Below are 15,953 nucleotides of genomic sequence, written 5' to 3'. Positions count from 1 at the left end.
GCTACAGTGAACCCATGCAGCCCGACACCGCCCCACCCACTCCCCCGCCCCTCGACCACATCGCCCGCATCCAGGCCGAGTGGGCCCGGGAACGACCTGACGTCGACGTGAGCCCCCAGGGGGTGATCGGCCGGCTCCACCGCCTGGCCGGAATACTCACGGAACACCTCTGCGTGGTCTACCGGCGGTTCGGCCTGAGTGAGGGCGAGTTCGACGTGCTGGCGGCGCTGCGCCGTGCGGGAGAGCCGTACGAACGGGCCCCCGGGGAGCTGGCGGTGCACACCATGGTCACCACGGGGGCGATGACCAAGCGGATCGACCGCCTGGAACGGGACGGCCTCGTCACCCGCCGCCGCTCGGCCGGCGACGGCCGGGGCCGGGTGGTCGCACTCACCCACGCGGGACGGGAGCTGATCGACCAGGCCTTCGCTGAGCACATGCGCAACGAACGCCACCTCCTGGACGCCCTGTCAACGGAGGAAGCGGCACAGCTGGAGGTGCTCCTGACCGGATGGCTTGGCCGCGTGGAGTCGCCGCACGGCGCATGAGACCGCACATGATCCCCGCCACACGGCGAACCGGCTCACGAACACCCCACGGCACAACGCCGGCTGAAACGCCCCTGAACTCGGCGGTTCAGCCCTGTGGCTGGAAGTAGCGGGCACCCTTCTCGATCAGATGCGAGGCGTAGGCACGCCCCAGGGCCGGCTTGCCCCGGTACATGCCCACGTAGCCCTGCGCACTGTCGACGACGACCGGCCGCGCGAAGCAGGCGAACTGATTGCGCTGCTTCTCCTCCGCCCACGCCATGGCGGCCGGATCGATCCGGTCACTGACCAGGACGGGGAAGGACGCGACGCCGGTCTGCATCCCGACGGGCAGGCCGCCCTTGTTCTTCCTGGCATACGCGAGCACCTGCGTGGTGAACGCGTCGATGACCGGCACGGTGACCTCGGGCACGGCGGCGGCCACGGTGAACAGATGCAGATTGGTGGCCGCCCACCGCATCCGGAAGTCGGCCCGCCGCCCGACGAGCACAGGGACCCCGGCCCAGTCCTCCCAGCGCGGGGCGCAGCCGTCGGCCGCCAGTCGGCTCTCGACGGAGGCCAGGTAGTTCTGTATCGACTCTTCGCTCATGGCCGCGATTGTCCACGGGCCTGGCTCGCCCGCAAACCCACCGAACCGGCTCGCCGAGCCGGCCGGCCTGCCCGTCGAGCCGCTTCCCCGCCGGCACACCGGCCGGCACCTCTCCTCAACTTGCGCGCCGGACCGCTCAGATGCCGGGTGGGCCGATTCGGGTGTAGGAAACGCCGACACTGGTGCCACCGGGGGTGACGACCCTGATGGTGACTGCGCCCGCCACGCCGGGCGGTGCCGTGGTTGTCAGCTGGGTGTCGGAGACCACGGTGAAGCCGGCGGGCACGGCACCGAACAGTACTGAGGTGGCATACGTCAGTCCGACGCCGGTGAGCGTCAACGTGTTTCCGCCTGCCAACGGCCCCTGGCTGGGTACCAGACCACTGATGACCGGGGCACCCAGATATACGTAGGCCGCACCGTTGCTCGTGCCACCGGGCGTGGTGACGGTGACCGGGACGGTGCCGGCGGCACCGGGCGGCGATACCGTTCTGATCTCCGTGGCCGAGAAAATGGTGTAGGGGGTCGCTGCCGTCGCACCGAAGCGAACCGCCGTGGCCTGGAGGAAATTCGCACCGGTCAGCGTCACGGGCACGCCACCGCCCACAGGCCCGGACCCGGCGGTGACCCCGCTGATGACCGGTGCGGCGAGGTAGTAGTAGGAGACGGTCTGGGTGCTGGTACCAGCGGGCGTGGTGACCGTGACGGCAGCCGGACCCGGGCCGCCGGTGGGGACAACGGCAGTCAGCTGGGTCGCCGAGACGACGGTGAACGAACTCGCCGCGTTCGCCCCGAAGCGAACGGAGGTCGTTCCGGTGAAGCCGGTCCCGGACAAGGTGATGCTGTTCCCACCCGCGAGTGGCCCCTGGGCCGGAGTCACACTGCCCAGAACCGGAGCGGCGACATACGTATAGGGGATCCCGGCGCTGGTGCCGCCCGGAGTGGTGATCGTGACGTTGACGGTGCCGGGGGGCGCGGCGGGGGCGACCGCGGTGGCCTGCGTCGCGGAGACGGCAATGAACGCGGCGGCCACGGTACCGAAACGAACCGAGGTGGCGCCGGCGAAGCCGGTTCCGGTCAATGTGACCGTGTTCCCGTCCTCGACCGACCCCTGGTTGGGGACGACGGAACTGATCGCGGGCGTCGCGATCGTGTAAGTGAAGCCCATGCCGTTGCTGGTTCCATCGGGCGTGGTCACCGTGATCTGCACGGTGCCCGCACCGGCCGGGGCGACCGTGGTGATCTCGGTCGCGGACACCACGGTGAACGAAGCGGAGGGGGTACCGCCGAAGGTGACCGCGGTCGCGCCGGTGAATCCGGTGCCGGTCAGCGTGACGACAGTTCCGGCAGCCCCCGAGAAGGGGCTGCTCGTGGTGATTACGGGGGCCGCCGCGGCCGTCGACGGTCGCGTAGCGCGGGGCATCGCGCTGTCGGAGCTCTCCAAAGCCGTTCTCCTGTCGGGTGACGTGATCAGCGGGATGTGATCGGCGCGTTGTGGACGGGACGCCGAGATCGGAATGTGGTGATCGGGGCGCCGCCCGGACCTCCTGGCCGGGCGGCGATGAGCGAGTGGGGCCGAGTGGGTCGCCCGCCCGGCCGGGCGTAAAATGTCCCGGACCGGGGCGGACGTCATGCATTCGGAGGCGGTACCGGCGCCGGGCGCTGTTCCGCGTCGGCAGTCGGTGCCGCAACCGTGACGGATCAGATGCCGGGACCCGTCACATACGTGAAGGCGCCGGCGTCCGTGGCCGTGCCCGCAGGGTTGGAGAGACCGACGTCGACCGCACCGGCGGTGCCGGGCGGGGTGACGGCGGACACCGTCGTCGCGTTGATGACCGAGAACGGTGCCGGCACCGAGCCGAACGTGACCTGGGTCGTCGAGGTCAGGTTGGTACCCGTGATGGTCACCGCGGTTCCGCCGGACGTCGGTCCGGAAGCCGGAGTGACACCGGTGACGGTCGGGACGTCGATGTACGTGTACGACAGACCGTTGTTGGTGCCTCCGGCGGTCGTCACGCTGACGCCCACCGGCCCGGCTGCCGCACCCGCGGGCACGACGACACTGATCTGGCTGTCCGACAGCACCGTCGGCGTGACGGTGTTGGCGCCGAATGTCACCCCCGTGGCGGTGGACAGGCCGGTGCCGCTGATGGTGATGGTGTTGCCGCCCGCAGTGGCGCCCGAGCTCACGCTCAGACCGGACTTGAACGGTGCGCCGACATAGAAGAACGGAACCGGGTTGCTGGTTCCGCCCGGGGTGGTCACCGTCACGCCGACCGTGCCGGAGCCGGACGGCGAGACAGCGGTGACCTGGGTGGGCGAGACGTTGGTGACGCCGGTCGCCGGCTTGGTGCCGAAGAGCACAGCGGTGGTGCCTGTGAGGTTGGTTCCCGTGACGGTGACGGTGGTACCGCCACCGGTGGAGCCCTGGTTCGGACTGATTGGCATGGTCGTCCTCCGTGTGTGTGAACTGAACTCCCGTATAAGGGAGTTGACTCCGAGCCGCGTTCGGCTCAAGACCCATGGCCCCGACTTGGACCACCGGCCGCTGCCGGACCCGGCCGTCCTCGCGCAGGGCGCTCGGAGCCGTGATGAGCCGTGTCGCGGGCCGTCGGCTCCGGACGCCGTGGCCGGCCCGCCGCGGGCGCCGCTCCGTACGAGCCGGGGCCGCACTCGCGCTGATGAACCGACAGCCATCGCACTGTCCGCAATGAGGCCGAGGCGTTCACGCGACTGATGTCGACTCGCTCACGGCGGCAAACCGCACGCGGGTCGCAGAGTCCGCGGCCACGCTTGTGGCCTCGATGACGAGGTACTCGGTGTGCGCGGATGGCTCGCGCACCGCTCCCTTGCAGAGGCCGGGGGCTGTCGCACCAGCCCCTGCCACTACCTGGCAGGGGCGACTGGTCGGATCCAAGTCCTCTGCAGGGGCGCCCATCGCGGCCATCCGGAGCAAACGATGCCGAGGTCCGTCACACATGGACGGTCGGCGAACAGAACGGTTCCGCGCTCCCCCGGAGAGGGATGGGCGGCCCACCGGTTCGGTCACCCAAGTGACCCATACGAATGGAATATGACACAAGCATCCTGACGGACAGCCACCTGAACGGACGAGCGCACAGGGGCGGATCGATCGGCCCGCCGGGGGATTCGAATCCGCCGCCTCTCCTGCCACGCGCCCCCCGGGAACCACCACGCAACTGACCGGTTCCCGGCAATGAGCACACACACCGCAATGCCGTAGAACCCGGCGCGAAAGCAGGGAAGGTGCTCAGGCCGAGCCTCGGAAAGCTCCCGAGACATTGCCGTCCGCATCCTGGCCACGCCCCGCCGCCCCGGGATGGGGCGGCGATGGCTTTGCCCCGCTGAATTCGCCGGGGCCGGCGTGGGCTCACACTGTGCAGGCGCGCCTCACGAATCAGGCGCTCATGCCGCCGCCCGAGCCGGTTCTGTGGGCCGTCGGTGGCAAAGCCGCCCACGCCCGCTTGCGCCTGCCGTCGGGCTCCCCCACCGCGCTGAACAATCACCCGGGTCAGGACGTACGGACGCGTCTCAGCAGACTGAGGGGAACGACCGATGGACAGAGCGGGACATCCGGATCGCAGAGCTCTGCTCGCCGGCGGACTCGTGGTCGCCTCGGTCGCGCTTGCGGGGTGCTCATCGACGAGCGCCACCCCCTTGGCGACCAGCACTTCGCCGGAAGCGCGGCCGACCACGCCCGCCGCGGCATTCACGAGACTGATGGACGGCAACAAGCGCTGGGTGAGCGGAGACCTCCGACATCCGGACCGGGATCCGAACCGGCGCCAGTTCGTAGCCCAGAAGCAGGAGCCTTTCGGGGCGATCCTTTCGTGCATCGACTCCCGGGTGCCGCCTGAACTCCTCTTCGATACCGGGCTGGGTGACCTCTACGTGATGCGCACGGGCGGGGAGGCGGTCGGCCCGGTGGTCACAGGTTCCGTGGAGTACGGACCCATGACGAGTGGCACTCCGCTCATCGTGGTCCTCGGGCATCAGCGTTGCGGTGCCGTCGAGGCGGCGTACAACTCCATCCGTGACGGCAAACCGCTGCCCGGCAACCTGGAGGCGATCGCCAAGGCTCTGCGGCCGGCGTACGAGCAGGCAGTCCGGGAAGGCGGTGCCGACCCGGTCGAGACCATGGCCCGCGCCCAGGTCAAGCTGACCGCGGCCGACCTGCGCTCCAACCAGGACCTGGCCCCACTCGTGAGAAGGGGCGCCCTTGCCGTGGTCGGCGCCTATTACTCGCTCGACACCGGCAAGGTGGAAGTCCTGGCCGGCGCGCCCTCCTGACCGGTCGGACGGGACGGACGTGCGTTGTCAGGCTGGTGAGGACGAGCACGGCCGCCTCGCTGATGGACCCGAAGCAGCTGAAAGACGATCGAAGCCCACCGGGCGTTCATCGCCCGCCGTCGAACCTCTCGCCCCAGCGGAGAGTACCGAACCCCCACCGCACGCTTGTGTCAGATGCTCACTCCTTCGACCGGACCCGGCCCAACGGACACCACTTGCCGACATCCGCGACAACTTGATCGCCCGCATCGCCGAGGCCGAACGCGAAGGCCGGCTCGGCGAGGTCGAAGGGCTACGGGTCAGCCTCGCTGGGGCAGAAGAGAAGATCGCCCAGCTCGATGCCCGCCAGGAGCGCAGGTCATCGAAGGTGTTCCCCGGAGTCCCCTCGTTCGGCCAAATCGGAGCTCGAACGGCGGTGCGCCCTGATCACGAATCGACGCCTGGAGCCTGACGGCTCCCCGTGCAGCAGGCTGGATGCGGTCATGTGTTCGGTCAGACAGCCCCTGCCTAGGCTTTGCGGGCGAGCAGCTGAATCTCCTGGAACTGCCGTCGGTCGGTGGGCTGAGGCTCGCGAACCATCCGGGCCACCTCGGCCAACCCGGACTTGCGCAGCATCGCGGCGAGGTGATCAGGCCACCACCGATAGGCCGGCGCGACTGCGTGATCGAAGACCTGCGTCGGGTGAGACGGATCATCGCTTGCCGAAAAGCCGACCAGAAGGTGACCGCCAGGTGCCAGCACACGATGGAACTCCTCCAGGATGACGGGGAGTTCCTGCGGCGGAGTGTGGATGATGGACCAACGTGAGAGTACGCCGCCCAGCACGCCGTCAGCGATGTTCAACGCGGCCATCGAGCCCACGTCGAACCGCAGGCCCGGATAGGCCTGTCGAGCCAACTTGATCATCGCAGGAGAGGCATCAACACCAAACGCCGCTGGCCCCAGCTCGTCCAGATAAGCAGTGATATGGCCAGGCCCACACCCCAGGTCCGCGATCTGACCGTCCCCACTCGCACTTACGGCCTCGGCGAAGGCACCCAAGATCGCGCGGTCCAGGGGCCTGTCACGCAGCGTGTCGCGGAACAGCTGCGCATAGGTGGGGGCAGCAGCGTCGTAAGCCTCGCGGGTGGCACTGAGGGCATCGTGTTCGACCATGCTCGCGACAGTAGTTCCTGGCCCCGAGGCGAGCCGAGAGAATCACGATTCTCCTTCCCGCCCGTTCGCCCGGGCTATCGCTGGTTCGGAGAAGCCTGCATCCGTTGCCCCGTGCTCCAGCTCGATCCGCAGCAGCGGCCCCGCCTCATCGAGATCATCCGCAACCTCCGTGAGCGCATCACCGAGGCCCCGTGCCAACGGCTGGCTCGGCGAGGTCGAAGGACTCCAGGTCAGCCTCAACACCGCCATGGCCAAGTTCACCAGCCTCAACCGAACCTGCACCGACGGCCGCCCCCAACTGGTCGACCTCGGCATGCCCCTGTTCACCGACCCACCGGCAGATTCCTCCGACTCGGCTCCATGATAGGAGATCCGCATGCAGCCAATCCGCCTGATCCCGTTCGGCTACCTGCACCTGCCCACCGGCCCGGACGGCCGCCCCGTCCCGCCCGCCCGCCGCCGACCGGATCGAAGACGTCCGCGACATCCTCGACCTGGACGGCTTCCACCCATGCGTCCAGGCCATCGTGCTGAACACCCCCGGCGCCCGGGAACTGCTCGACAACCTGGTCGACTACGCCGGTCTCCCCGCCGGCCCCCAGAGCGTCGCGGTCGGTTGCTCAGGAGGACGTCACAGGGCGTGCAGCATCGTCGAAATTCTTGCCCAACGCCTTCGCGACAACGGACGCGACGCCGAGGTCGACCACCATCACGCTCATCTCCCCCGAGTCCTGAAGGGGGCCGATTCGTGATCGCTTTCTCGGTGCGGAAAAGCACCTCGGCATGCCCGTCTTCACCGATGGGACGATCTCGACGCTCAGCTGGAAGCCCAGGTCCTCGAAGCCCAATGTGGCTGCAACACGTCGGGAGGCGGGCGGCCGTGCACGCCATTGCGGCAGCAGCCCGGCAGCGAGGGCATGTGTGACCGTCGCTGAGCCCGTCAGCCGCGCCAGCCCCCGCCCCCGCGCTTCTGGCGCGGTCAGCACGCCAATGTGAGCGGTACGACTCGGCCAGGCTCGATAGCCGGCAGCAGCAACTACCTTGCCATGCTCGCGGACCACGAAGGCGGCCGACGTGATCTCATCCAGCGCGGCCTCCCCAGCGTCTCCGTCGCCAGCCGTCTTCTCCAGACGCCGCAGCTCCGGGTGGCCGGCCGGCAGTTGCTCCACCCGCAGCGCACCAGGTTCCACCGGGCGGAAAGCCTCCGGAGACACATACGACAACACCGCCGGTCCCAGCACCCTCGCAACGGGCAGTACCTCCCGGATCGAAGTGCCGTCCACGACGGCTTCCACCGACAGTCCCTCCAGTGCACCACGAACGATCACTGCGGCGCTCTCAGTTGGCACGGTCACGATCGCTGATTCGCCGAGAGTCACCGCCCCTACCCAGCCGGCCGGGCACAGCCCTGACTCCGGGGAGACCACCACGTGCACACCGCCCGTCGGCGCGAACGACACCGGCACCCGGGCCAGGTCCTCCCACAGCCCACGGGCTCTGAGCAGCAACGGATCCATCGACATGATCCCGATCCTGCCAGGCGAAGCCGGCTGCTGACCTGGTAATCAACCCGCCAGCCAGTCCCGAGGCATAGGAAGACACTCGCTCAGGACGGCCACGTCGTGATCGTCGCACCGGGGCCGGCGGTGGCGCGCAGGGGGCGGGGGCGGCTCATCGGCGAGGCGCGGGCAGACGAACGCCCCGCAGCACGTACAGGCGGTGAGCGGCTCTTTCGGCTTCCGGCGGCAACCGGGACCCGCGTAGGGATCGAGATCCATGCCGTGCCCAACGACCGGCCGCACCGCAGTTACGCGGTGCTCGCCGAACGGGGCCGCCCCCGGCGCGCGGCCAGGGTCGGTCGGAGTCAGCTTGGGGCGGATCCTCCTTGAGTGCGAGGCCACGGCGTCGGTCGTGCCACTCGTCCGTCGTTGAGGGCCGCTTTTGGTCATGCGTCAGATGCTGTTCTCCAAGTACCGGTCGATGGCATCGGCATGTTCGCTCAGCCAGGTGATCTCAAGATGCAGCCATGACCCCGGGCTGGTGACGCGTCCGGCACGGTCATGCATGTCGCGCTCGGCCTCGACCCGGGCAACGATGCGCCCGCCGAAACCCCGACGGTACTCGTCCTCGAACCCGTACACGTCGAGGAAGGCACGCAAGAGGGCCAGTTGGCAGTCGAGAGGGTGGGCGATGTCGGCGCCGAGCAGCCACAGCCAGGCGGCGTAGGCGAGGTCACGCGTGCGGGGGCCGGGAGCGGCCTGGTCGAAGTCGAAGGCGGAGACAGGGAGGCCGTCTACGAAGGCGACGTTGAGCGGGGAGAAATCGTTGTGGCACACCGTCTCCTCGCCACCCGCGATCGGCGTGCCGGCGGTCGCGTCGTGCAGCCGGCGCAGCAGTTGCGCTGCGGCGGTGATCTGGGCGGTCGACCAGTCACGGGCCCGGAAGGCGGTCGTGACGTCACCATGCTGAAAGCTGAGGATCTCGCGGCCCTTGGCATCGGTTCCGAGCAGCCTCGGCGCGGCGTCGGAGCCGACGGCCTCCAGATGCTGGAGCAGCTGGTGCACGAACGGCGAGTGCGGCCCGACCGGCCGCCGCACCGTGTCCCCGACACGGACGACTCCCTTGGTGATCCGGCCCCCGGTCAATGGGATCTCCAGCTCCTGTTCCATGCGCGTCAGCATAGACACCCTGGCGGTCCGCATCTCACTGTCGGCCGGCCGTCGTCGGTTCCTCCACGAACGCGGCCTGGCGTGCTCGAGGTGACCGCGCCGTGATACCCCTCCTGGGGCTGGACCGCAGGTCAGATAATCTCCACCGACTCCGACCTCAACCGGTTCTTCACCGCGCTCCTGTCCGGCCGCCTCCTCCCGGCGGCCCAGCTCGCCCAGATGCGCAGCGCCACCCTCCCCGCCGAAACCACCTTCGGCCCCGGCGCCCGCTACGGACTGGGGCTCGTGAGCAAGCCCCTGCCGTGCGGCGGCGTCTACTGGGGCCATGGTGGCAGCTTCCCGGGATACGAGACCCGGGGCGGGGCCACGGACGACGGCCGCGCCGCCAACGTCGCGGTGACCGTTCAGCTGACCGACGAGGCAGCCAGGGGGAGCGTGTCGACAGTGTCGTGGACACGGCCCTGTGCCGATGAACCGCGCCTCCTAGGGACCGTCCGGCAAGTCAGGAGCGGAGCCGGAGACGTACGGCAGCAATGGTCGCGGTGCCGTGAAAGACGTACGCCCTCTCCTCAAAGCGCGTGGCCACGGCCCGGTAGATCTTCTCCCCAGTGCAGGTCAGCGGGCCTTTGGTTGATCAACCACACGTTGAAGCGGAATGCCGAGCACAGAGCTGCCACCTGCACAGATGTCGTTCTGACGCGGGCCATCCCAGCACCGTCCCAGTACGGTACGTCCCGGCCTCAAGAAGGAAGCGAAGAAGGTGCACCAGAAGCCGCAGCGGCCCGCAGGCGGAGCAGGACAGTTCCGATGAGCTTGTCCTCGGGGCAGTAGCCCCACTGTTTGGAGTCCATCGAGCCCGGCTTCTCGCCCAGGAGGACGAGCATGCCCGGCGGCACGTGGGTACCGGGGCAACGGCCGGCCCAGTGCGGTACGGGCTCTCCGGCGACGGCGACGATGCGTTTGACGTACCACGAGTCGGGCGTGGTGCCCGTGGGGGAGTGCCAGCCTTGCTCGGGGTGGGGTGCGACGACGACGGCCACCCGGCCCGTGGCGACACGGCGTCTGCCGCGGAGCATGAGGATCCGGTCGCCGGGCATGAGGGTCGGCGACATGCTGTGTCCGCGGACGGTCACGGCCACCAGCCGCCCACGCGCCAGCAACAGGGCTGCGGAAAGGACGAGGAGTCCTGCGAGGGCGAGGAGCACCGGGGCTGCGGCGGTCACCGGACGGTCTCCTCGTAGCCTTCGGCTTGTGTGGTGAAGAGCTCGGCATAGGTGCCGTGGGCGGTCATGAGCTGTTCGTGGGTGCCTGCCTCCTGCACGGTTCCGTCGGCGATGACGACGATGGCGTCTGCGGCGCGGACGGTGTTGAGGCGGTGGGATACGAGGATGCTCGTCGCGCCCTGGCGGAGTGAGGTGAGCCGGTCGTGGACGTGGCGTTCGGCGACCGCGTCGAGGCCGGTGCTGGGTTCGTCGAGGATCATGAGATCCCGTTCGGAACGCATCAGGGCCCGGGCGAGCGCGAGGCGCTGCCACTGGCCGCCCGACAGCTGGACGCCAGGGCTGGTGTCTTCGGTGTCGTCGGGGAAGAACATCCGGCTGAGCATGGTGTCGTACCCCTGTGGGAGGCGGGCGAGGGCGGTGTGGATGTCCGCGTCGGCGGCGGCGGCGTGGATGCGCCCATGGTCGTGGAGAGAGCCGAGGTCACCGAGGCCGATGTTCTCCCCGGCGGTGAGGTCGTACTCCATCGGGTCCTGGAAGACAACGCTGACTCGCCGGCGCAGCTGGTCCGCAGGGAAGTCCTTGAGGTCGATGCCGTCCCAGTGGATGCTGCCCCGCTGCGGGTCGTAGAGGCGGCACAGCAGTTTGACGAGGGTGCTCTTGCCGGCCCCGTTGAGACCGACGATGGCCAGGCTGGTGCCGTGCGGGATGGTCAGGCTGATTCCGCGCAGGATCCACGGTCCGTCGTCGGTGTAGCGGAACCAGACGTCCCGGAGTTCGAGGCCATGGCTCAGGGGCGGTGGGGCGATCGGGGCGGCCGGGGCGGGGAGGTCGTCCCGGACCTGGGTGACATGCAGGTAGTGGCTGAACAGCAGGGCCGTCTGGTGGCTTTGGGCGATGCACCCCACCAGGCCGATGAGTGCCGTCTGCATGCCTGCGAGGGCGGCGACGAGGAGGGACACGTCACCGGCGGTGAGGGCGTGGGCGGCGGCCTGGTGCACGCCCCAGACGAGTGCGCCGGTGGAGACGCCGGCTCCGAGGGCGGCGAGAGCCGTCTCGTAGGTGACGAGGCGGCGGTCGAGGCGTTCCTCCTGCCGGTTGATGCTGTCGAGATCGGTACGCATGCGCTGCGCGAAGTAGCCGCCGAGGCCGTAGAGGCGGATCTCTTTCGCCGCTTGAGTGTCGGTGAGGAGCCCTCGGTAGAAGATCTGGCGGCGGGCGAGGTTGCTGGTGCGCCAGAACATGTCCGCGCGATGCCGGCTGTTGGCCAGGTGGGCGAAGAGGGCCGGAACGGCCGCGGCGATGAGGACGGCGGCCAGGGTGGGGCTGATGAGCAGGAGACTTCCCAGGAAGCCCGCCAGGGTGAGGACTCCCTGGGCGCCCTGGAGTGCTGCACCGACGAGTCGCTCGGCCCCCTGCGCGCTTTGGATGGCGAGTTGGACGCGGTCGTGGAAGGCGGGCTGTTCGAGCTTGGACAGACCGCTGAGCCGGTTGACAGCCGTGAGCAGGTCGCTCTGGGCCCGGGTGGAGGTGGCGCGGCGGATGCGGCCGTCAGCGTAGGAGGAGATGGCTGAGGCGGCAGCGAGGAGGACGGTGAGCAGGCCGATACCGGCCGCGGCCCAGTTGAGGTCCGAGGCGCGGAATTCATCCGCGGTGAGGCTGTCGACCACGTACTTGAGCAGCCAGGAGGCGGCTACGGGGGCTGTACCCGCGATGACGACGGTGGCGATGCGGACGGCGAGGGCCCCGGGGCAGGAGCGCAGCGTGAGGGCGAGTACGGCGGTGAGGCCCCGCAGGAATTCGGCCGTGCGGGAGGTGGACTGCCCGCTCATGCGGTGAGGAGGTCGAGCGCGGGCAGGGAACCTTGGCCGATGCCTGTCTCTGTGATGGTCCCGTCGGCGTCGAGGAGGACGAAGGTGGGGTGGTGGCGTACGCCGAAGGCGCCGGCTACGGGACCGTTCGGGGGTTCGGTGGCGGTGAGTTCGGTGAGCGGGCCGACTGCTTCGAGCAGGGGGCCGGCTTCGGGGGGCTGTCCGCTGATGACGGCGACGAGATGCGCGCCTGACGGGGTGTTCGCCTCGGCCCACCGTTGGATGTCGGGGAGGCTTTCCCTGGTGGGCCCGCAGTCGGGGCGAAGGAAACAGATGAGGACGGGGTGCCCGGCCAGGGTGGATTCGCTGACTTCGCCTCGGGGGGTGTGCAAGGTGAAAGCGGGGGTGCGGTCACCTTCGTGTACGGCAAGGGCCGGCGGGCCCGAGGCCGCGGCGGCCGGGGCGGGGGCGGCCATCGTCGCGCGCCAGCGTTTGATGACCGCAAAGGTGAGGAGGGCGTTGACGAGGGTGACCGCGGCGAGAAGGGCGAGGCCGGTGATGGCGTAGCTCACTCTGTGATCGTCCTTTCAGCGTTGGCCGGTGCGGGCGGAGAAGAAGAAGGCGAGGTCGTCGGTGAAGACGGCGAACGCGGTGAGATAGACGGCGACGGCGACGGCGAGCGCGAGTGCAGGGGCGTTGAGGGGGGTGGTGGTGCCGTCGGTGAGGGCGATGGCGCCGCCGAGCAGGGCGAGCACGGTGAGTGTGGCGTTGCGGGCGACATGCCAGGGGCCCATGGGCACAGTGGTCCTGCTGCCGAAGCAGGGACAGCCGGCGGAACTGCCGCGCCGCATGGTGGCGACGGCGACGGCGCTGAATGCCGCGCACAGGGCGGCGGCGACGGCCAGGCCCGCGGTGAGCGTCCGGGGCAGGGCGAGGAGCACGGCGGCGATGAGCTCGGCCACGGGCACCAGGACGGCGAGAGCCGGCCGGGCGGCAGCCGGCAGGTAGGTGAGGTCGCCCAGTGCCGTGGCGAATCGGTGGCGGTCGCGCAGCTTGGCGAGGCCGGCCACGGCCAGCACGCAGATCAGGGTCAGGCGGCAGACGAGCAGCAGGTCGGACAAGGGTGACTCCGAAAGAATGGGTCCTGGGCCGGCGGGCACGGGGCGAGCCGCACGCGGCCCGCCCCGTGGTTGTTCAGCAGTAGTCCCAGCTGCCGCAACTGACCCCGCACGCGCCCGTGTAGCAGCAGCGGCGGCACCGCTGGGCGCTGGTGCTCCACTCGGTCCAGCAGTCCGGCGGGCAGCCGGCCTCGGCTTCGGCCTTGGGCAGAATCCGCTCGATCAGGCGGCCCGCACCGGCCTTGAGTGTGCGCATGGTTCTCCTCTTCCTGTGTGGATGGGATGTGCGTACTCCGCGGTGCGACCGCGGTCCGCGGTCGCACCGGGGTTCAGGAGGCCGCCGATACCGGTTCGCGGCCGGCGGCGGAGGGAGCGGCGACAACGCCGTCCTGGTAGCTGAGGATCGTGGGGAAGGCAGGGACGCGCAGGGCGCGGAACAGTGGTGACGCCTCGGGCTCCGGTACCACCTCGTCCGCCGGCCCGACGAGTTGGGCGGTCAGGCTGCTCTCGCCGGCTTCGGCGCCGATCACCAGGGCCAGGACCCGGCCGCCTGCTGCCCGGGCCCGGTCGGCCCGTTCGGCGAAGTCGGGGAGGCTGTCGGTGCAGGACGGGCAGTCGTGGGAGAAGACGCCCAGCAGCAGCTCCCCGGAGCGGAAGTCGTCCTGGTTCAGGGTCCGGCCGCTGAGCGCGGTGGCGGTGAAGTCCGGGAGTCCGTCTCCGGGTTGCGGCCCCTGGGCTGCGAAGTCGTCGCGTCGGCGTACGACTTCGAGCTCCTGCCAGCGGCGCAGGACGACCATGAGCAGGACGAGGTTGAGCAGGGCGACGGCTCCGACGAGCACCAGACCGGCAATGACGTAAGGCAAGTTTCGACCCCCTGGCGCGGTTGCACGGGGGAGCAGTGTGATAGATGAGGCCTGTCGGGAGGATGCCAAAACCTTGCCAGGAACATGACGAGCTGAGCATCATTGCCGCCATGCTTGCCACGGGGTCGCATTTTCGAGTGCTCGGCAGAGTTGAGTGGACCGTCGACGGGCACCCCAGAGCCATCGGTCGCCGCCGCGAGCGTCTGCTGCTGGGTTTACTCCTGCTGGAGATGGGCCGGCCGCTCCCGATGGACCGGCTGATCGAGCTGCTGTCGGACGAGGACGAACGACCGCGGTCCCGGGCCGATCTGTATGTGAATGTCTGCCGGCTGCGGACGAGCCTTCGCCAGGGCGGATGCGACGCGTCGGTGCGGCTGGTGCGGAGCGGTTCGACGTACACCCTGACCGGCGATCCGCAGCTGGTGGATCTGCACCGCTTCACTCAGCTGGTCAACCGGGCTCAGCGGGGCACCGAGCCGCAGGAGGTTTCACGACTCGCCTCGTCAGCCCTGGCCGAGTGGCGGGGGGCGGTGCTGGAGGACGTCGCATCCGAGCGGACACGCCGAGGTGTCGGCACCGCTTTCGACGAACTGCTGATCTCGGCGCAACTGCTGCGTGTCGCGGCGGAGTTCAAGCTGCATAACTACTGGTCGCTCGCCGCGGAGCTCGCGCGGCTCACCGAGGACCATCCGGAACACGAGATGCTCTTGGCCTTCCGTGCGGCCACGCTCTACGAGTGCGGCCGTCGCGCGGATGCGCTGCGAGTGCTGTCCTCGGCGCGAGCACGAATGACCGCGCGGCTGGGGTTGGATCTGAGCCGCGAGCTGCAGGATCTGCGGGAGGCGATCCTGCGGGACAATCCCGTGGACCGCCGCATCTTCCGCTGTGGCGCCCTGGGCGCCGTGTGATGCACCGCCGCATCCCCACCGACCCGGCACGGTAGAGGTGAGCAGGGGTGATGACGGGTGACGAGGGATCAGATTTCCCAGCGCCATCCCGGCACGGGGCGCCATCTCAGCACCGCACCCCACCCCTACCATACGGAGCGCCACGGCCCGACGCACCACCCGCGTGTCCGACGGCGGAGAGAGGTCACCGTCCCCTTTCAGGTCGCCAGATCCCCCACAAAGATCCCGCCCAGGATCCGGTCGTCGTGCTCGGGAATCGGCAGGGAGAAGTGCACCCGGTCGCGGTCCCACAGTCGCTCTCCGTGCCACTCGCAACGGCAGGTGGCCTCCTCGTGGCCGACGTTGCGCTGTTCCCACACCTTCGCGTTCTTCTTCGTGTTCGGGCTCTCGGACGAGATCTCCAGGTCCAGGGCCTTGAACCTGCGCATGACCTGGTTCCGGTCCCCGCCGCACTCGGCCAGGGTCCGGGCGAAGTGGTCGTCGGGGCCCCCGGCAGCCGCATCAGCCAGGGCAGTTCCTCGACATAGGAACCCTTGAAGTGCTGCAGGCGCAGGGAGTCGGCGAACAGCAGCCGGGGAAAGGCGTCCTGGGTGAAGGTGAAGAAGCGCTCGGCCGGGACGCTCTCGTGGGTGTACACACCCCGCCAGAATCCGGGCGCGTCCGCCGGGCACCGCAGGACGTGCGCCCGCACCTCGTCGTAGCCCTCCTCCGTCATCCGCGTCACAGTGAGCCATCCGGACGGCCAGTCGGGCTGCGGGGCG

18 protein-coding genes and 3 pseudogenes are annotated in these 15,953 nt (G+C 69.5%); 7 read left to right on the top strand and 14 right to left on the bottom strand.

What is annotated here, in order from left to right; genetic code table 11:
• Positions 1-14 precede the first annotated feature (14 nt).
• Positions 15-548 carry a MarR family winged helix-turn-helix transcriptional regulator gene (locus ACIPEK_RS09635; protein ID WP_401992951.1) on the top strand — a complete coding sequence of 178 codons (534 nt, stop codon included), beginning with the start codon at positions 15-17 and terminating at the stop codon, positions 546-548.
• A gap of 88 nt (positions 549-636) precedes the next feature.
• Here ACIPEK_RS09635 and ACIPEK_RS09630 read toward each other — a convergent pair whose 3' ends face one another.
• From ACIPEK_RS09630 to ACIPEK_RS09620, 3 genes are all read right to left on the bottom strand, one after another.
• Positions 637-1,137: a levansucrase gene (locus ACIPEK_RS09630; protein WP_401992948.1), complete on the bottom strand. Its 501-nt coding sequence runs from the start codon at positions 1,135-1,137 to the stop codon at positions 637-639.
• A 136-nt stretch (positions 1,138-1,273) separates the two neighbouring features.
• Positions 1,274-2,581 (bottom strand): IPT/TIG domain-containing protein, encoded by a 1,308-nt coding sequence (locus tag ACIPEK_RS09625; RefSeq protein ID WP_401992945.1) that lies wholly within the window; start codon positions 2,579-2,581, stop codon positions 1,274-1,276.
• A 257-nt stretch (positions 2,582-2,838) separates the two neighbouring features.
• Entirely contained in the window at positions 2,839-3,585 is a 747-nt protein-coding gene (locus ACIPEK_RS09620) for an IPT/TIG domain-containing protein (protein WP_401992942.1), read from the bottom strand.
• A gap of 1,128 nt (positions 3,586-4,713) precedes the next feature.
• Here ACIPEK_RS09620 and ACIPEK_RS09615 point away from each other — a divergent pair.
• Together ACIPEK_RS09615 and ACIPEK_RS09610 are read left to right on the top strand one after the other, a co-directional pair.
• Positions 4,714-5,448 carry a carbonic anhydrase gene (locus ACIPEK_RS09615; protein WP_401992939.1) on the top strand — a complete coding sequence of 245 codons (735 nt, stop codon included), beginning with the start codon at positions 4,714-4,716 and terminating at the stop codon, positions 5,446-5,448.
• 235 nt (positions 5,449-5,683) lie between these two features.
• Positions 5,684-5,899, top strand: a complete 216-nt coding sequence (locus ACIPEK_RS09610; RefSeq protein WP_401992935.1) for a hypothetical protein — start codon at positions 5,684-5,686, stop codon at positions 5,897-5,899.
• 56 nt (positions 5,900-5,955) lie between these two features.
• Here the strand turns inward: ACIPEK_RS09610 and ACIPEK_RS09605 are convergent, their stop codons facing one another.
• A complete protein-coding gene (locus ACIPEK_RS09605; RefSeq protein ID WP_401992932.1) occupies positions 5,956-6,603 on the bottom strand; it encodes a class I SAM-dependent methyltransferase in 648 nt (215 codons plus the stop codon).
• Between the two features lie 169 nt (positions 6,604-6,772).
• Here ACIPEK_RS09605 and ACIPEK_RS09600 point away from each other — a divergent pair, with 169 nt between their 5' ends.
• Positions 6,773-6,967 carry a hypothetical protein gene (locus ACIPEK_RS09600; protein WP_401992929.1) on the top strand — a complete coding sequence of 65 codons (195 nt, stop codon included), beginning with the start codon at positions 6,773-6,775 and terminating at the stop codon, positions 6,965-6,967.
• A gap of 163 nt (positions 6,968-7,130) precedes the next feature.
• Positions 7,131-7,259, top strand: a pseudogene (locus tag ACIPEK_RS09595) (hypothetical protein); the annotation flags it as partial.
• Here ACIPEK_RS09595 and ACIPEK_RS09590 read toward each other — a convergent pair.
• Positions 7,224-8,120: a GNAT family N-acetyltransferase gene (locus tag ACIPEK_RS09590; RefSeq protein ID WP_401993444.1), complete on the bottom strand. Its 897-nt coding sequence runs from the start codon at positions 8,118-8,120 to the stop codon at positions 7,224-7,226. The pseudogene ACIPEK_RS09595 and the gene ACIPEK_RS09590 sit on opposite strands and share 36 nt — an antisense overlap.
• Positions 8,121-8,555: 435 nt before the next feature.
• The gene (locus tag ACIPEK_RS09585) at positions 8,556-9,272 is read right to left on the bottom strand and encodes a phosphotransferase (protein WP_401992926.1); all 717 of its coding nucleotides are present in this window, start codon (positions 9,270-9,272) and stop codon (positions 8,556-8,558) included.
• 108 nt (positions 9,273-9,380) lie between these two features.
• On the opposite strand from ACIPEK_RS09585, the pseudogene ACIPEK_RS09580 reads away from it, so the two are divergent.
• Positions 9,381-9,745 (top strand): annotated as a pseudogene (locus ACIPEK_RS09580) (serine hydrolase); the annotation flags it as partial.
• 29 nt (positions 9,746-9,774) lie between these two features.
• Here the strand turns inward: ACIPEK_RS09580 and ACIPEK_RS09575 are convergent.
• The 7 genes and pseudogenes from ACIPEK_RS09575 to ACIPEK_RS09545 form a co-directional block, all read right to left on the bottom strand.
• A pseudogene (locus ACIPEK_RS09575) lies at positions 9,775-9,873 on the bottom strand (IS5/IS1182 family transposase); the annotation flags it as partial.
• A gap of 139 nt (positions 9,874-10,012) precedes the next feature.
• Positions 10,013-10,495, bottom strand: coding sequence for a S26 family signal peptidase (locus ACIPEK_RS09570; protein WP_401992923.1), 483 nt, complete (start codon positions 10,493-10,495; stop codon positions 10,013-10,015).
• A complete protein-coding gene (locus tag ACIPEK_RS09565; protein ID WP_401992920.1) occupies positions 10,492-12,324 on the bottom strand; it encodes an ABC transporter ATP-binding protein in 1,833 nt (610 codons plus the stop codon). The genes ACIPEK_RS09570 and ACIPEK_RS09565 overlap by 4 nt, the downstream gene beginning before the upstream one ends.
• On the bottom strand, positions 12,321-12,875 hold the full coding sequence (locus ACIPEK_RS09560) for a TlpA family protein disulfide reductase (RefSeq protein WP_401992917.1): 555 nt from the start codon (positions 12,873-12,875) through the stop codon (positions 12,321-12,323). The genes ACIPEK_RS09565 and ACIPEK_RS09560 overlap by 4 nt, the downstream gene beginning before the upstream one ends.
• Before the next feature lie 15 nt (positions 12,876-12,890).
• On the bottom strand, positions 12,891-13,424 hold the full coding sequence (locus ACIPEK_RS09555; RefSeq protein ID WP_401992914.1) for a MauE/DoxX family redox-associated membrane protein: 534 nt from the start codon (positions 13,422-13,424) through the stop codon (positions 12,891-12,893).
• 73 nt (positions 13,425-13,497) lie between these two features.
• Positions 13,498-13,677: a hypothetical protein gene (locus tag ACIPEK_RS09550; protein WP_327273156.1), complete on the bottom strand. Its 180-nt coding sequence runs from the start codon at positions 13,675-13,677 to the stop codon at positions 13,498-13,500.
• A 73-nt stretch (positions 13,678-13,750) separates the two neighbouring features.
• Positions 13,751-14,284, bottom strand: coding sequence for a redoxin domain-containing protein (locus tag ACIPEK_RS09545; RefSeq protein WP_401992910.1), 534 nt, complete (start codon positions 14,282-14,284; stop codon positions 13,751-13,753).
• 137 nt (positions 14,285-14,421) lie between these two features.
• Between ACIPEK_RS09545 and ACIPEK_RS09540 the strand changes: the two genes are divergently transcribed.
• Entirely contained in the window at positions 14,422-15,192 is a 771-nt protein-coding gene (locus ACIPEK_RS09540) for a BTAD domain-containing putative transcriptional regulator (RefSeq protein ID WP_401992907.1), read from the top strand.
• Positions 15,193-15,389: 197 nt separating this feature from the next.
• Here ACIPEK_RS09540 and ACIPEK_RS09535 read toward each other — a convergent pair whose 3' ends face one another.
• The gene (locus tag ACIPEK_RS09535) at positions 15,390-15,620 is read right to left on the bottom strand and encodes a hypothetical protein (protein ID WP_401992904.1); all 231 of its coding nucleotides are present in this window, start codon (positions 15,618-15,620) and stop codon (positions 15,390-15,392) included.
• Between the last annotated feature and the right edge of the window lie 333 nt (positions 15,621-15,953).

It is taken from the genome of Streptomyces sp. NPDC088246, assembly GCF_044741025.1.
Taxonomy (GTDB): Bacteria; Actinomycetota; Actinomycetes; order Streptomycetales; family Streptomycetaceae; genus Streptomyces.
The sequence above is the reverse complement of the archived record's forward strand: the minus strand, read 5'-3'. Positions and strand labels throughout refer to the sequence as shown.

What these genes read in the sequence shown, in the direction of transcription:
- ACIPEK_RS09535 (WP_401992904.1), bottom strand. Translation starts at nt 15,620, where the DNA reads ATGCGCAGGTTCAAGGCCCTGGACCTGGAGATCTCGTCCGAGAGCCCG.
- ACIPEK_RS09605 (WP_401992932.1), bottom strand. Translation starts at nt 6,603, where the DNA reads ATGGTCGAACACGATGCCCTCAGTGCCACCCGCGAGGCTTACGACGCT.
- ACIPEK_RS09550 (WP_327273156.1), bottom strand. Translation starts at nt 13,677, where the DNA reads ATGCGCACACTCAAGGCCGGTGCGGGCCGCCTGATCGAGCGGATTCTG.
- ACIPEK_RS09565 (WP_401992920.1), bottom strand. Translation starts at nt 12,324, where the DNA reads ATGAGCGGGCAGTCCACCTCCCGCACGGCCGAATTCCTGCGGGGCCTC.
- ACIPEK_RS09615 (WP_401992939.1), top strand. Translation starts at nt 4,714, where the DNA reads ATGGACAGAGCGGGACATCCGGATCGCAGAGCTCTGCTCGCCGGCGGA.
- ACIPEK_RS09630 (WP_401992948.1), bottom strand. Translation starts at nt 1,137, where the DNA reads ATGAGCGAAGAGTCGATACAGAACTACCTGGCCTCCGTCGAGAGCCGA.
- ACIPEK_RS09585 (WP_401992926.1), bottom strand. Translation starts at nt 9,272, where the DNA reads ATGGAACAGGAGCTGGAGATCCCATTGACCGGGGGCCGGATCACCAAG.
- ACIPEK_RS09635 (WP_401992951.1), top strand. Translation starts at nt 15, where the DNA reads ATGCAGCCCGACACCGCCCCACCCACTCCCCCGCCCCTCGACCACATC.
- ACIPEK_RS09620 (WP_401992942.1), bottom strand. Translation starts at nt 3,585, where the DNA reads ATGCCAATCAGTCCGAACCAGGGCTCCACCGGTGGCGGTACCACCGTC.
- ACIPEK_RS09590 (WP_401993444.1), bottom strand. Translation starts at nt 8,120, where the DNA reads ATGGATCCGTTGCTGCTCAGAGCCCGTGGGCTGTGGGAGGACCTGGCC.